General features: G+C 51.0%; 7 protein-coding genes. 5 read left to right on the forward strand and 2 right to left on the reverse strand.

Translation table 11 applies throughout. The features are described 5' to 3' along the window. The first annotated feature begins 40 nt into the window (after nt 1–40). Together ABVT36_RS11525 and ABVT36_RS11530 are read left to right on the forward strand one after the other, a co-directional pair. Nucleotides 41–6,895, forward strand: coding sequence for an LPD38 domain-containing protein (locus tag ABVT36_RS11525; RefSeq protein WP_368456715.1), 6,855 nt, complete (start codon nt 41–43; stop codon nt 6,893–6,895). Nucleotides 6,896–6,923: 28 nt separating this feature from the next. Continuing rightward, on the forward strand, nt 6,924–7,160 hold the full coding sequence (locus ABVT36_RS11530; protein WP_368456716.1) for a hypothetical protein: 237 nt from the start codon (nt 6,924–6,926) through the stop codon (nt 7,158–7,160). A 105-nt stretch (nt 7,161–7,265) separates the two neighbouring features. Here the strand turns inward: ABVT36_RS11530 and ABVT36_RS11535 are convergent, their stop codons facing one another. After that, nucleotides 7,266–7,589: a hypothetical protein gene (locus ABVT36_RS11535; protein ID WP_368456717.1), complete on the reverse strand. Its 324-nt coding sequence runs from the start codon at nt 7,587–7,589 to the stop codon at nt 7,266–7,268. Between the two features lie 699 nt (nt 7,590–8,288). Between ABVT36_RS11535 and ABVT36_RS11540 the strand changes: the two genes are divergently transcribed. The 3 genes from ABVT36_RS11540 (at nt 8,289) to ABVT36_RS11550 (ending at nt 13,992) form a co-directional block, all read left to right on the forward strand. After that, nucleotides 8,289–9,362: an Ig-like domain-containing protein gene (locus ABVT36_RS11540; RefSeq protein WP_368456718.1), complete on the forward strand. Its 1,074-nt coding sequence runs from the start codon at nt 8,289–8,291 to the stop codon at nt 9,360–9,362. 106 nt (nt 9,363–9,468) lie between these two features. Further along, nucleotides 9,469–11,373, forward strand: a complete 1,905-nt coding sequence (locus ABVT36_RS11545; protein ID WP_368456719.1) for a hypothetical protein — start codon at nt 9,469–9,471, stop codon at nt 11,371–11,373. A gap of 15 nt (nt 11,374–11,388) precedes the next feature. Then, nucleotides 11,389–13,992, forward strand: a complete 2,604-nt coding sequence (locus tag ABVT36_RS11550) for an RHS repeat domain-containing protein (RefSeq protein WP_368456720.1) — start codon at nt 11,389–11,391, stop codon at nt 13,990–13,992. A gap of 930 nt (nt 13,993–14,922) precedes the next feature. Here ABVT36_RS11550 and ABVT36_RS11555 read toward each other — a convergent pair. Then, on the reverse strand, nt 14,923–15,891 hold the full coding sequence (locus ABVT36_RS11555) for an IS30 family transposase (RefSeq protein ID WP_368456721.1): 969 nt from the start codon (nt 15,889–15,891) through the stop codon (nt 14,923–14,925). Nucleotides 15,892–15,905 lie beyond the last annotated feature (14 nt).

A 15,905-nucleotide genomic window follows, 5' to 3' on the forward strand; every position in this document is an offset into this window, starting at 1 on the left:
CGATAGTGCTCCAACTGATACTGATGCGCCGCAGCCTGGAATGCTGGAAGACCTGAAAAACCATGCTTGGAGCGCGTGGAAGGACGGCTATGCCGGCGAGCTGAAAACGGTCGAGGTTCTGGCCAGGAGTGAGACGGCTGGGGATCTGTCGGACGAACTCGCCCAGTCGTCCAGCCGCAGTCGTGAAAACCTCAGTCGTAATGCTAAAGAGGCGATGCGGAAGCAGTGGGCGGTGGATGTTGATCCGGGCCGCTCGCAAATGAATATGCGCGGAGAACCTGTCAGCCGGTATGAGGCGGGAGAAGTCTGGGGAGATCCGCACGCATGGAATGCCTTGATCGGCAGTGTGGCGGGGTCCATGGGGTCCATGGTGTCCACGGGTGGTCCGCTGAAAGGGGTGATTAGTGGACTGCTGGGTAGTATCTCCAAGAGGATAGGAATAAAAGCGGCGCGGGAGCGTAGTCTTAAAGAGGCTGCGGATGAAGGTGGGGAGGAAGCGGTCAAGGCATTGAAAAAGAAGTACGCCGCTCGGGATGCTGCGACCAATTCCGTTGTTGGGGCGCTGAGCTATGGCATGGCCGAGGGCGCGATGGTTGGGGGCCAGGTTGCGCGGGAGGTGGAAGATCACATTCTGCAGATGCCAGACGCAATCCTTACCGAGGCGCCATTGTTTCAGGAGACCTACTGGGGGCTGCGCGACAAGGGAGCAATGGACCACGGGGATGCGTTCAAGCAGGCGCGCGAGGCGACCGCTGCGATATTGGGCGAGAAGGGACTCTACCGGGCAGGCGTTCCCGCAATGCTCCTGGGCACAGTGGCAGGTCGATATATCGACAAGGCGTTGACCGGAAAACTGCAGGGGTCTCGGCGGATGCGCGCGGTCAAAGGCGCCCTGGTTGAGATGCCGACTGAAGCCGCGCAAGGTGCGGCGGAGCATCTTGCCGCCGGTTACTCCATTCAGGAAGCGGATGCGGAACATGATCCCTCTGCAGGGCTGGCAAATGCCGTAGTAGCTGAAGGGTTGGGTGGCACCATTGCCGGTGGTGGCCTTGGGGCCTTGTCGCGGACTCCACGGGAAATCGAGGCGGAGGTAAAAGCCAGAAAGCACCGCCGGACACTGAATACGGAGGAACTGAACTCCGAGATTGAGGCGGAAATCCTCAAGATGAACGAGGAAGCGTCCTATGTGCAAAGCCTGGAGGCTGCACGCCAACAGATAGCGCCCAATTTCGATGTGGATCTTTCCCTGGACGGTACCAATATGCCGGAGGCCGGCGCGCCGCCGGAGGGTACTGTTGACTATACGCCCTATACCCAGGCTATGGCGCCGCTGGAGACCGAACCAGCTGCGGCCGAGCCCGACAACACTATCGAGTTTGAGCGCCCTGAAATTGGCAGTAAAGACCCGGCTGCACTATCCCTGGAGCCGGTGGAAAGGCGGGAAGAGGGTATTCCTTACGAGCCGCCGTCGCGTACCGATGCCCTGGCCCGGCGCCTGGAAGAGCGTGGCGCGCGGGTTGAGACCCAGGACTCTGCGCCCGAGGTTCAGGAGCTTCCATCTGAGGCGCTGGAACTGTCCGAGTCGGATCTCAAGACAGCATTGGAGGAGTCGGAGGCGGATGCCGTTCCAGCTTCTGACATGGATGCCGCTGTCAATGAGACCTCTACCTCACCGCAAGCTCATCCACCCGAAACCGGCGCGGGGGACTCCGCCACGATATTGCAACAGGCGGCGGCCAGGATGGGCTCTCTGGACAAATTGCGCAGCTATGCGCGGGGTCGGTTCGGAAAACAGGCTGCCGAAGGCATGAAGGCGGAAATTCAGACTGCCTGGGACAAGGTGGAAAGGCAGCGCGCTTCGCCCGGCGATTCTGTCCAAGACATAGAAGCGGCTGCCAACGAGGCCGCCACCAGCCCGCTGAACAACCTGCCCGAACCAACGGAGGCGCAGAAGGAGGCGGGCAACTACAAGGTCGGCAAACTGAAGCTGCACGGCCTGGAACTGTCCATCGAAAATCCTCGCGGTTCTGTCCGCTCCGGGACCAGCCCGGACGGCAAGCGCTGGCAAAACAAACTTCCCCATCATTACGGCTATATCCGCAAAACCGAAGGCGCCGACGGCGACCATGTGGATGTTTTTGTGGGGCCGGACGTGGATTCGGAGCGGGTGTTTGTAGTGGATCAGGTGAACCGAGACGGCAGCTTTGACGAGCACAAAGTGCTGCTGGGATTCAGTGACAAAGCCAAGGCCATCGCCGGTTACAAGGGAGCCTATGACAAGGGGTGGAAAGTCGGGCCGGTGACGGCCATGGAGTTGGCGGGATTCAAGGACTGGCTCAAAGGCGACACTTCCAGGCCTGTCAGCCAATCCTTTCCGGCATCGGCATCGGCATCGGCATCGGCATCGGCATCGGCATCGGCATCGGCATCGGCATCGGTATCGGCAGCGGAAAAGCGCCAGCCGTCCAGGAAGAATAAGCGAGAGAAGTCGCATACAAAGGTCGCTGAACGCCAGAACACAGAGAGAGGCGCTGCACCTTACGCTCTCGGTAGCGGCAAGGGTATTCAACCGGCACTGGCCAAGGCCGCGCTGAGCCGCGTTAAACAATCGGTAGGTGTTGATGCCAAGGTGGTGGCCGATGAATCCGGACTGCCTATGGCTCTGCGCCGGCAGATTGAGTTGGATGGCGTCACCGGGCGGGTGCGAGGCATTTACCACGCGGATACCGGCACCACCTATATCGTAGCGGGCAACCTTAATAATCCTGCCGATGCCGTGCGTGTCTACCTGCACGAGGTGGTCGGTCACAAGGGCATTCGCGCGGTCACCGGCAAGCGCCTGGATCTGGTGTTGACCGAAATCTATCGGGACATGCCGGCGGAGGTGCGCGATACACTGGAAGGCAAATATCGCAGCCAGCTGCAGGGCCTGAGTGGCCCCGAGGCCAGGCGCTGGGTGGCGGATGAGTATGTGGCGCACCTGGCGGAGAACGACCCCAAAAATAGCCTGCTGCAACGCATCATCGCCGTGGTGCGCCGTTGGTTGCGTCAACTGGGTCTGACTGCGAAGTGGACCGAAGCGGATATTGTGGCGCTGCTGGCCAGGGGAAAGCGGACTTTGCGTCGAGGGGTCAAGGGCAAGAGAGGGGGAAAGGAAAGTAAAGGAAAAGCGCAAGGGGTTCTCTATGCGGCGGAGCGCCGTGCCAACGACTATGTGGTAGCCCTCTGGAAACTACTGGCGGGCCATGACGACCTGTTCCGGGTACCGCCATCGGAAGCCAAAGACTTCGCCGACATTCTGCGCGAGACGGATACCGGCATTCAATTGGATCAGGTTCACGAGGACGACAGCGCAAGGGGCAAGGCGGTGGCGCGGCACTGGCTGTTGAATGTCCCCCAGCAAAAACAGGGCAAGGATGGCAAGACCCTGTACAAACCGGTGGAGGTGCTGGAGAACCGAGACGGCGAAGTGTGGATCAATGTATCCCGTCTGGATGCCGGTTTGGGTGGCGGGCAAAATATCTACGCCATCGTGGCCAATTATGCCCACAACAACGGCAAGGTGTTTGTTGGTGACCCCGACGGATTGAGTGACGCGGCCCTGCTGAGGCGCACCGAGCATATGCTGTCCAGCGCCTTGAAATTCGGTTCCACCAAGCATGTTCACCCACATCCAAGACAGCAGTATCCAGATGGTGGAATGGAGTGGGTGCAGCCCCTGCGCTTCGGGGAATCCGACACGGAGAATTTGCGTCGGCTTCTGGAGGCGTCCTATCATAATGTTTCCAACCTGCTGCCGGAGATCAAGGATGTCCGCTTCGACTTTGAAAAAGGTGAATTCACGTTCGCTCGAAGCTTTGTTGGCAAAGTTGGAAAGACAGAGTATCGAGGAAGGGAAGGAGACACCGTTCCTGACGGTTTCTTTAAGCACTTGGCTCTGGAGTCTAGCCAACGGGTCAGAAGACGAGTTGAGACTTCTACTCGACGTAGAGAAGCCGAGAATCTGGGTCGGTCGATATTTGGAAGCACGTCGCTTAAAAGGGCGGCGCTCACATCTACCTTTATGGCAACCCCAGATTCAAAAGCATGGGGACTGGCTCTGGCTGCAATTGGCCGAGACCTACCAAGGGCACTGGTAAGGCTCCAATACGCCTTCTCTGACCCCGGCACCGACGAAGCCCTGGCCCGCCTGGGCCTGGGCAAATCCGAATCCCAGGGCATCCGCCGCCTGATCACCCGTTTCCAGACCGCCAATCTCCGTCAAGCTTGGGCCAATGTGAAGGAACGCAGCTACGAAGGCGTTTTCGACGGCCTGGTGGGTATTCATCGTGCGGAGGAAGCCGCGGGCAAGGGGACCTCTGCGGGGGACTATGCCGGCTCCGGCTATGTGGGCGCCCGCCTGGCATCCAGTATCGCTGACACCATGCACGCCATTTTGCACTATGGGGCGCCCGAGTGGCGTGACGGTGTGGTGCAGTATCGGGACGATACGCAGGGACTGCTGACAATCTTTAAGGACCTGGGGCCGGATCTGAATGCCTGGCTGGGCTGGATGGGTGGCAACCGAGCCAGGGAATTGAAGTTGCAGGGCCGCGAAAAGAATCTGTCCCAGCGGGATATCGCCGAGTTGCTGGTGTTGAACCGGGGCCGGGAGGCCAAATTCCTGGAGGCGAAGCGGGCTTATAACGCCCTCAACAAAGCCATGCTGGATCTTGCCCAGGAAGCGGGGCTGATTGACCCGCAATCCCGCAATCGGTGGGCGTCCGAGTGGTATATCCCTTTCTATCGCCAGGATCTGGACGGCAATGGGCTGCTGGCGCCCCGCACCAAACGCGGGCTGAGCCACCAGAGCGCCGGTATCAAAGCCCTGAAAGGCGGTGAGACGGCCACCAATGATCTGTTGCAGAACATCCTCACCAACTGGATGAAGCTGGCGGACGCTGCCATGAAGAATATGGCGCTGCTGAAGACAGTGGACAATCTCAAGGACACGGAGTACCTGAGCGATGAAAGCCTAAAATACACCACCGCGATAGTGCCCAGGTCGGAGATAGTGAAGCGGATCAAGGCCGACCGCGCCTACCTGGAGATGGTGGCGGACCAGTTGGGGCTGCCGGGGTCCGGGGAACTGGAGGTGCTGCACGAGTTGAACCAGCTCGACAGCAGTGGCTTTGAGAAGCTATGGGCGATTACCGCCCCCACAGACCCGGAGGTGATCCGGGTGCAACGCAATGGCAAGAGTGCCTATTACCGGGTCAATGATCCGGCGCTGCTGCGGGGTATGGCGCACCTCTCCAGTGATGGTCTCAACTGGCTGCCGATGCGTGCCGCCCGCTGGTTCAAACGCCTGCTGACTACCGGTGTGACCAGCAGCCCGGGCTTTATGTTGCGAAACCTGGTGCGCGATACGGCGCACGCCTGGGCCATTAATAAAGACGGCTTTACGTTCGGTAAGGACACCTTAAAAGGTATCAGCGCCGCCTATGCCGAGGACGAGCACTACCGCGAGCTGATGTTTACCAACGCCTCCTTCCAGGGCGGTTACGTGCATGGCGCGGACCCGCAGGCCACGGCCCAATTGATCCGCCGCACCCTGGCGAAAAAGGGACTTTCCCGCGCCGAGATCGACAACCATATGGACAGCGTGATCGGTGTCGGGGAGTTCGGCTGGGCCAAGGTTCAGAATGTCTGGCAGAAGTATCGTGAACTGGGTGACAAGCTGGAGAACGCCAACCGCCTGGCCACTTACAAGGCGGCCCTGAAGGCGGGCAAGTCCAAGGCACAGGCCGCCTTCGAAGCCAAGGACTTGATGGATTACTCGCTGCGGGGTAATTGGGCGGCGATGAATGTGCTGACGGATGTGGTGCCCTTCCTGAATGCCCGTCTGCAGGGCCTGTCGAAACTGGTGCGCGCCGCCGACCTGAAAGGGGAGGGGCATAAACCCTGGACCTGGCGGGCCGACCCGCTGGTAGTCAAAGCGGTGGCCAAGATTGCTATGTTCTCGGCAGTGCTGGCGCTCTTGAATGATGACGATGAGCGCTACCAATCGCTGCCGGATTGGGAGAAAGACGCATACTGGCACTTCTTTGTAGGCGAACACCACTTCCGCCTGCCGAAGCCTTTTGAAATCGGCATTATCGCCGGCACCATTCCCGAACGCATGATGCACACCTGGGTACTGGACAATCAGCCCAGTGAAAAACTGCTGTGGAGCATGAAGCACGGGGCGGTGGATACGCTGGCCTTCAACCCCATACCGCAGGCGGTGCTGCCGATGGCGGAGCTGTATGCCAATCGCTCCTTTCACTTCGACAAGCCCATTGAATCCCTGGGAGATCAGCGCAAGCTGCCGCAAAACCGGCACAACAGCTTTACCAGCGATACCATGGTGTCCCTGGCACAGCTGGTGGGTTGGTCCCCAAAACAGATGGAGCACTTCTGGACAGGCTACACCGGGACCATGGGTGCCTATGCGCTATCGGCCACCGATATGCTGGTGGCCTGGGCACAGGACAAGCCTAATCAAGGCGAATTTCTGGCCACCGATATTCCGGTACTCAAGAGCTTTTACCGTGGCACCAAGCCACATTACAGCACCCAGTATACCGACGACCTTTATAAGCGGCTGCAGGAAGTGAACCAGCTGGCAGCAAGCCTCAAGGATCTAAGAGGGCAGGAGAGAGCAGAGTTTGTCACAGAGCACCGCGACAAATTGGCCCAGCGCCGCACCCTCAACCAAGCCAGCCGGCGCCTTAGCGAATTACGCAAGCGACGCGAGCGTATTTTAGCGGAGGATATCCCGCGCAAGGCCAAGCAACTAAAGCTGGATGCGATTCAAAAGCGGATTAATGCGGTATCAGCAAAGGCATCAAAGAGTACCAGTTCCACCTTTTAGAAGTAGATTGTGCCAACTTGGCGATATTTTGATTGATGCCTTTACCGAAGAGAGTGTCGGTTTGCATATAGAAAAAACATGTTTTAAAGGAGAGCACGTCTACTGGATGCTGTGCTTGGAGCTGGGCGAGTATTTGTGCTCCGTAACAGACCCCAAAACCAGTTTTGAACGCGTCCTCAACACCCCAGAACTAACCAGGGTGTTTGTGCCCAATCCCTACTTTGATGTGCGCGAGCGCCTTGTCCAGTACCTCTCACAGGTCTGAAGGCTAACAAGTCCGAGGGATTGGGGCGCCAAGACTACTTTTCTTGTTTCAATCACTGGTTTGGCATAAGTAGCTACAATGTAATTAAAATAATTGCTAGCCTATTTATTGTAGAAGAATTGTATTCACATCTTCACCATCTCCCCAACGTGTGCATTCCCCACTTCCAGTAACTGCCACAGTTTTTCCCGAAGCATAGGCAGTCAAGACCACCGATAATTGAGATTTTCCAGCCGTGGAATTTTCGTCTTTTATAATCCAGTAAGTATTTGTAGCGCAAGCAGGTTTATCAGTTGTTGTTCCGTGCATGGTAAAATAATGCAGCCCATCACTTGCTCTAACGGTGACCCCTGAAATTTGCCCCGTCTGTGTGCCAGCTTGAGCACCAAATGAAATTATCATCGCAGTAAGTAAGAAGACTTTTCTCATGATTTTTTCCATCCAAATTCAAATAGCGGATTAAAAGTTTACCACTATAAGCTGATCATTCAGCAGTGCTGTTCTCTGGGACCATAAGCCATTTTTCATTGGGTGATATTGGGGCTTCGAACTCTGAGTACCACGCCTCGCACTTAGACCTCTCCTGCTATGGGCTGTTGGTTCCGCCCTATGCGATCATTATTTAATCATTGGATAGTACTTGTGACTACTCAATAAATGCCAGTGCCTCCCAGTTTTCATCCCCGTTGAATCACCATGGTAAAAGCCTGAGTAAATAATAGTCAGTGTAAATATCAGAAATAAATATTTTATATGGTGGACAACTGCAAAAATTGTGAACTACGTCCTATTTTTTCTCACCTATACATTGATCCAATTGTCAGAAAAGTACGATGCAGGGACCCGCAGCGAGAGGAGGAAGGCAGGTGTGAGTTGTTTATAAACTAACGGTTTCACACAATTACACAAAATTACAGAGGCGAAATCCCAATCGAACAAATGATGTTGCTCGATGAGTAACTACTGCACCGATTGACAATTTTGTCGCTGCCGGTACTTGTATCGGTGCTTGTTGTCTTGTAGATTTTCGTGTCAGATCGCGCCGTCCTAGGTTGGGAGTAGGCGACTAAAGCATCAATAAAAATTTTGTTGACAGGGCCTGCTCTGTCTGTTGGGGGGTTCTCCACTATGCGTTCCGCAGTTGTCTGTCTGTGTGTTTTTCTGCTTGGCATTGGCTCACTGGTTGCCGAGGCATCCACCGGCATAGCAGAAGGCGGTTACAAAATCTATAAAGGTGATATTGACGGAGATAGCTTGGAGGATCTTTACTTCGAGTACCGCCACCCTATCATTCTGCTGCATGGCGAGGTCGTGACGCCAATCGCCCTACCGGGGCCACCAAATTTTGTGCTGTATGGCCTGATGGTTGGTAACAAGTTAAATTACTCCTCGCCAGTTGCCACCACTCTCTCGGAAACTGTCGTTAATGGTCTTGTATTGATGGCCGACGACTTTTCGCTCAGCGGTGACTTTGATGGTAATGGCTCAGGTGATTTACTGGTGCTGGGTAGTGTTCCTCTGATCTTGCATGCCAGTGACAGCAACAATGGTCACGATCTTCCAGTTTTGGCGCAGACATTCCCACCTGGCAGCCATACCGGGGATATTCTTTCTGGCGTGAATCCAACTGATGTAAGTATTCAAGATGTAAATGGCGATGGACGCGATGACATTGTGATAAGCGGAACTTCCGGTACGACGCTACTTGCCAATACTTTTGGGCTCTTCGAGGTCAATCCTCCTGGTGTCGCGGCTGTCTACAACTTTGGGTATGACGCCCTCGGACGCTTAACCAGCGCATCTGATCAAATTAACGGTGACCGATTTTACCAGTACGACGCAGCAGGAAATCGAACGTTTGTTGGGGATGGAGGGGAAGTGAGCAATGGACCTCCAAGTGCTGTGGAGGACAGTATCGTTCTAGTAGACCGAGTCTCTGGTATATTTAATCTAACGTCAAATGACACAGATCCAGATGGCAACGATTTAACAATCATTTCTGTAACTCAACCTACAAATGCAAGTGTCTCTATTCATTCAGCGAATGAAGTAAGTATTATCGGTGCTGAAATAAATTCTACGGGCACATTCAGCTACACTATATCAGATGGAAATGGCGCTGAATCTACAGCTTCAGTCAGTTTGCAAGTGATATGGATAGATGAGTGCCCTCCAAATGATTTCGAGTGTATACCGAATTAGTAAGTAATGAATTCTGAGTTACTGGAAGTATTGATAATGGTTAGCTTAAATGGATATATTCACTACGCAGAAAAGGTTACATCTGGTTTTGGGTGAGAAAGATATAATGAATAATGTAGATCAAGGTGAGTCATTAAAAATGAATAGAGAAATCATTATTTTAATATTCTTGCTCAATTTATTTATCGCTTCAGATTCATTTTCTCAAGAGCTTCAGGGGCCGCCTGAGTATAGTACTCTGGATAGGAATAACGTAAATTTAGTAACCGGATATAGAACGATTCAAAGGGAAGACTTGTTAATAGGCGCCGGTGACTCTGCCCTGCGACATACAGTTGATTCTTATACAAATTATTTTCGAGACTTTCGAGACAATTTCATTGGAACGATAGAGCAGGGGTATTCCGAAAGTCGTGGTTCATTTGCGGTTGCAAGTTTCAATGGCCTCTCGACCCGGTTTAGCAGAAGTAGTGATGGTACTTTTCTCGATACTACTTTTACCGGAGCCTCCCTAATCAAACTTGACGACGAAAATTATATTTATACACATGGCGATGGAACTTTAGTGGAGTATAAAGTCGGGATTGGTTCTTCCCATGGGTACGTGATTGGTAGTGAGTATAGATACAATGAATTGGCCTATGCAACAAAGGCTACATATCCTAGCGGATTAGTCATTACGGTACATAGAAAGTCAAAAGTGCTGGACAATAAAATTTATTATCGCGTTCAGTCTGTTACCAATAATCTTGGTATGCAACTTAAGTATCGATATGCGACCAATACACCCACAAATACTGGCTTTTTGGAGAACCTCCCGTGGTCTCAACCAGTTGAGATTATAGGTATAAATAACTCAGTAGAATATTGCGATCCGGTAGCGGATTCATGTTCTTTGTCTAAAGAGTGGCCATCAGTAAAATACTCATGGCCGGTGGGAAAAATTGATGATGGTGAGAAATTCACAATAACTTTCCCAAATGGTTCCAAGGCCATATATACTCATGGACTGTATTGTAGTGGCGTACAATCTTGCAATCCGGATGTCATGCAGCCAAGAATTTCTCAGATTAAAGAGGCCTCTAGTAGTGGCGTAGCTACACAGTCTTATGATTATTCACATACCTATCGGTGTACTAACGCTGGAGTAGCTTGGGATTGTACTACGATTCGACCAAATGTTGTCGCCTCAGCTTCTCGCGGTAATGAGGAGTGGCGGTATACCTATGAAATTCCTCCATATAGCTATGTGACCGTAAAAAACTATTCTTCTGGTCCTGACGGCTATAGGGCAGTGTGGATTTTACCGGATGGTAAGCCATCAAAAGTCGAAGACTCAGTCCAAGATGCGGTATTTGAGCTTTCGTTTGGAAACCGTGTAACTAAAGTCACCTATGATGACGCTTTTAACGGGCATGCATTTGGTCGCAGTATCGAATTCGACTACGATGGAATTGGAAATATTATCGAAAGACGAGAGATACCAAAGGAAGGAAGTGGAAATACTACCCAGACTTCTACTGCAGGATTTAGTAATAATTGCGGAAGCAGTAATGTAAAAGCCCAGCATGGTGCGGCTTGGGTGAAGGATGCGCGAGGTTATCAAACGGATTTTACTTACCATTGTGCATCTGGGAAACTTGCTACGGTGACTCAGCCAGCGGGGAGCGATGGTGCACGCCCTCAGATCCGCTATAGCTATGAGCAGAAATATGCGTGGTATAAAAACTCTTCAGGTGCCTATGTAAAAGCATCCTCTCCTATATGGTTACTGGTTCAGGAAAGTTCGTGTACTGACGGTGCTGCTTCTGGCGCCGGTTGTGCTGACGCCAGCAAAGAGGTTATTAAGGAATATGAGTACGGCCCAGACTCAGGCCCCAATAATCTGTGGCTGCGAGGCGAGTCAGTAACTGCCGGAGGAAAAACTCAGCGAACCTGTTTTCAGTATGACGATTACGGCAATCGTGTGGCTGAAACCTTGCCTAATGCTAATTTAAGCAGCTGTCAGTAAATGAGAGAGATACCCATGCAAAGTAGTATCGTCATTGAATTAAAAAACAAAAACAATTTCTTTCTCGTCATGCTGCTCGCCGTGTTTGCTGGGCTGTATGGGCAAGCTGTGTTTGCCCAGGAGAATGCTGATTCATATACTGTCGGGAAACGCTATAATCTACAGCGGCAGCTAACAGGTATTATCTATCCTGATCCAGATAGCAGTGGCCCAATTAAATTCCGTGCGAGCCGGAATACCTACAATGCCCAAGGCCTTCTCTCTAGGACAGAAGTAGGCGAACTCAGCAATTGGCAAGGGCACGCAATAGCCCCATCAGATTGGGCTGATTTTACTGTATTTCGTCGCGTCGAGTTTACGTATGATGCCTGGGGACAGCAATTAACGAAGCGAGTTAGCTCGGGAAGTACTACACATGCTGTTACCCAATTTAGTTATGATGGCATCGGTAGGCTGGAATGCGAAACAGTCAGGATGAATCCAGCTGTCTTTTCTTCATTGCCGAGCAATGCTTGTACTCTGGGTACGCAAGGCAGCTTTGGCCCGGACCGAATCATCAAACACACGTATAATTTGCGAAGTCAAATTACAAAAACTCAAAAGGCATATGGCACTAACGTACAACAGGATTACGTGACCCATACCTATGATGGTGTTTATCGTGAGAGTACAATTGACGCTAACGGAAATCGCGCTGAAATGCGATATGATGGCTTTGGTCGTCAAACTCATTGGTATTTTCCGTCAAAAACCACAGTCGGTCAGATTAATAGCGCGGACTATGAACAATATAATTACGATGCGAATGGCAACCGTACTTATCTTCGAAAACGTGATGGGCAAGAAATCACATTCAATTATGACAAGCTTAATCGTGTAAGTAAAAAAGACGTTCCAGGAACGAGTCAGGACGTTTATTATGGTTACGATAATCGTGGTCTGCAGTTGTATGCACGCTTCGCTTCGATCAGTGGTGCAGGTGTTACAAATGCTTATGACGGGTTTGGGAATATATCGAATACAACTAGTGTCGTAGGCGCTACTACTAAGACTTTAAGCTACCAATACGATAAGAATAACAATCGAACAAGGTTAACACACCCAGACGGTAACTACTTTTCCTATACTTACGATGGGGGCGATCGCTTGGCTTCCCTCTCGGAGAATGGTGGAGTCGAGCTGGCAACCTGGCTTTATAATAATAGAGGCGAAACTGCTGGCCTTCATCGAGTGTCAGGCTTGGGGACCGATTATAATTATGATGGAATAGGTCGACTCGACGAGGTTTATAATAATTTCTATGGCGATACTAACGATTTTAGCAATCAGTATAGCTACAATCCTGCAAGCCAGTTGACACGTCGTACCTTAGATAACGATCTGTACGCGTACGAGGGCAACCGAAATATTACTGGTACTTATGCAACAAACGGGCTTAATCAGTATACAAGTGCAGATGGACTAAATTTCAACTATGACTCTAACGGCAACCTGACCAATGATGGTTCTACTACCTATGTATATGATGTAGAAAACCGACTAATAAGCACATCTGGAACCAGTTCAGCTACGCTTACATATGATCCGTTAGGTCGGTTACAGAAGATCACCAGCGCAGGCGCAACTACACATTTTTTGTACGATGGTGATGACTTAATTGCTGAATATAATTCCAATGAGCAAATGATTAAGCGTTATGTACATGGTCCCTCTATGGACCAGCCCTTGGTTCAGTACAGTGGTTCGACTGTTGGTGAAAGTGACCGTGAATTTCTTTATGCTGATCATCAAGGATCCGTTGTTGCGCATACAAATAACGATGGCTGGGTAGGGAACGTAAATAGCTACGATGTATACGGTGTTCCTGCTGAGTGGAATGAGGGACGTTTTGGCTACACGGGTCAGATTTATCTGCCCGAGCTTGGGCTCTATCACTACAAATCACGTGTCTATAATCCTTATTTAGGCAGATTTATGCAGACTGATCCCATCGGGTACGAGGATCAGTTAAATCTTTATGCGTATGTTTATAATGATCCACTGAATACGACCGACTCAAGTGGGATGTGCCCAATGTGCATTAGTGCAGCAGTTGGTGCGCTGGTAGGCGGGATAGCGTCCGCAGGTGTGCAATATTGGCAAACAGGAAAGGTGGATCTGGTCGTTGTCGGCACAGCAATGGTAGCAGGAGGTCTTGTCGGGCTTACAGGAGGTGCGGCTGGGGCTGGAGCAGCAAGTATTAAACTTGGGACCGCAGAAACGGCCGCCGCCGTGCTAATACCATCGTCTGGAGTCGCCTATGCTGGTGGCGCCATTACTCAAGCAGTGACTAATGTTCGTGCAGAGGCTCCCATGGAAGGTGTTCATCGTGCGGGAGCTGCTTCAGTCGTGGGTAATGCTGCTGGCGTTGCAGTAGGGCCAGCGGCAAATGCTGTTTTTACCAATTCAACAAAATATGGTGGACAAGGTATATTGAACGCGGGAGGTAAAGCGGCTGCCGACACGATAGTGACTCTTGGGTCGGAGTCAGTTACTCAAGGGGTTTCTGGGGCTTCCAGCGCACTGACTGAAAGATCATGTACTGATTATGACACTCAAGTGGATAGTAAAGGATGTTAAATTGCTTGTCAGTGGGCCGGTAGTTCCGATGGTCAGATTTGATTCACCTGTGTAGGCGTTTAGTGTACAAAATGTTGTCTCTCATGAGGCAACAATTTTTCAGTGTGACTGTTTCGTATTTGCTTTTGGAAGAGCAAGGCTCACAGTGTCCACTACAAAAGAGCACTTTTATCGCTAGGCATGTTCAGGTTAGGGGATACTGTGTCAACGTTAAGGGTGTTGGGAAGCAGAGTATTCGAGATAAAATTGGGAATCAAGAAAGTGAAGAGCTGGTCAGGAGCAGAAGAAGCTTTTGAGGCTGTATTATGGCCTCCTTTTGGCTCATTTTTTTTCGGGTAATAATAGATTTTCCAAAAGCTCCCAATAATTACTGTCGGTTATTTTAGCTAAGGGGTAACCTCTTGACAAAAGAAAAAATTTCTCTAATTAGATTATTTGTAATAGCAAACTATTTCTATGCACTTATTGTTATAGCCAGCTTTCTGTTGATCCTAGTGACAAATTCCGAAGCACTTGATAACTTTTCCTTAGAAATGCTTTGGAATTATCTTTCTTCGCCTGGACTGGCAATAGGGTATGTCATTGTTCTTCTGGTATTTTTGGGCTTATCATTGATTGATTTATGGTTCAATAGAAAGTCGCAATAAAATCTTTATATCCACTGCGTGAGGCTATAAAGAGCTAGGCCAATTCATCTGCGCTATTGACTGGTGTGACATTGGAATTTTAGGCTGCGTGAGCTAATTCCATTGCAGCTTGGCACTTGCCCCGCAACTCAATAATTGGCACAAAATAATTGGGGTCTGAAAAAAACTTTGACACCTTTCTATTGTTCTGGCTAACATACAACATTGGGAGAATAAATACTCTCGCTTTGTTTAATCTTATGGAGATAAAAATGCGCGGTTTCAAGTAATAACTGCAATTTCGTTACGCAGAGAGTAAATCTGCTCGCTGCCCCATCAATAGTTCGTTTGGCGATCGACAACCCCTCGTCTTTCTCGGACGGTCGTTGAGTCGATCCATCACCGCTTGCACCTCTTCATCCGTGACTTCATTGAAGTCGGTGCCTTTAGGAAAATACTGTCGGATTAGGCCGTTGGTATTTTCGTTTATCCCACGCTCCCAGGAAGCATACGGATGAGCGAAGTAGACATCAGCGCCAAGCCCATCGCCAATTTTTTCGTGCTCCGAAAACTCCAAACCGTTATCAAAGGTAATGGTTTTGACCTTCGATTTCAGGGCCTTCATGCCCACAACAGCTGCCTCTGCAAGTAAGTCTGCCCGTTTGCCGGTTAACCGGATGATCACCGTATACAGCGTTTTGCGCTCTACCATGGTCAATAAAGCGCTTTTGCGCCCCTTACCCATGACGGTATCGCCCTCCCAGTCACCGATTCGGCAACGACTATCAACTACGCTTGGACGATCATCGATATCTACTCGGTTTTTGATCTGCCCACGCCGGTCATAATGGCCATAGCGTTTTCGGTAGGGCCTGGAGAGCACTCGCAAGTGTTTGTAAAGGTCGCCACCCTCAGCCTTATCGGCGTAAACAATTTGATAAATCGTCTCATGGTGCAACGACACCTGCTTGTGTCTCAATAGGTAGCCCGCTACTTGTTCAGGGCTCAGCTCCTGGCGAAGCAGCTTTTCTATCCAGTCTCTCACTTCATCGGTCACTTTGATCGCTTTATGGGCCGTCGTTCTGCGATTATTACTGAAACGCTGCGCCTGTGCGGGTCTGTAACCTCGTAAACCGCAGTTGCGCTTCAATTCTCTACTAATCGTTGAAGGTGAGCGCCCCAACAAAGCAGCGATCTCTTTCTGGCTATGTTCTGCTTTCAATAATACGTAAATCTGGTATCTTTCTTCTTCGTTCAGTCGGTGGTAACTCATCAGTGCTTCGTCTC

This window comes from Microbulbifer sp. TYP-18 (assembly GCF_040932045.1).
In the GTDB taxonomy this organism is placed as follows: Bacteria; Pseudomonadota; Gammaproteobacteria; order Pseudomonadales; family Cellvibrionaceae; genus Microbulbifer.

Excerpts from the sequence above, each read along its gene's own strand:
- ABVT36_RS11525 (WP_368456715.1), top strand. The coding sequence starts at position 41 with ATGCTGGAAGACCTGAAAAACCATGCTTGGAGCGCGTGGAAGGACGGC.
- ABVT36_RS11535 (WP_368456717.1), bottom strand. The coding sequence starts at position 7,589 with ATGAGAAAAGTCTTCTTACTTACTGCGATGATAATTTCATTTGGTGCT.
- ABVT36_RS11540 (WP_368456718.1), top strand. The coding sequence starts at position 8,289 with ATGCGTTCCGCAGTTGTCTGTCTGTGTGTTTTTCTGCTTGGCATTGGC.
- ABVT36_RS11545 (WP_368456719.1), top strand. The coding sequence starts at position 9,469 with ATGAATAATGTAGATCAAGGTGAGTCATTAAAAATGAATAGAGAAATC.
- ABVT36_RS11550 (WP_368456720.1), top strand. The coding sequence starts at position 11,389 with ATGCAAAGTAGTATCGTCATTGAATTAAAAAACAAAAACAATTTCTTT.
- ABVT36_RS11555 (WP_368456721.1), bottom strand. The coding sequence starts at position 15,891 with ATGAGTTACCACCGACTGAACGAAGAAGAAAGATACCAGATTTACGTA.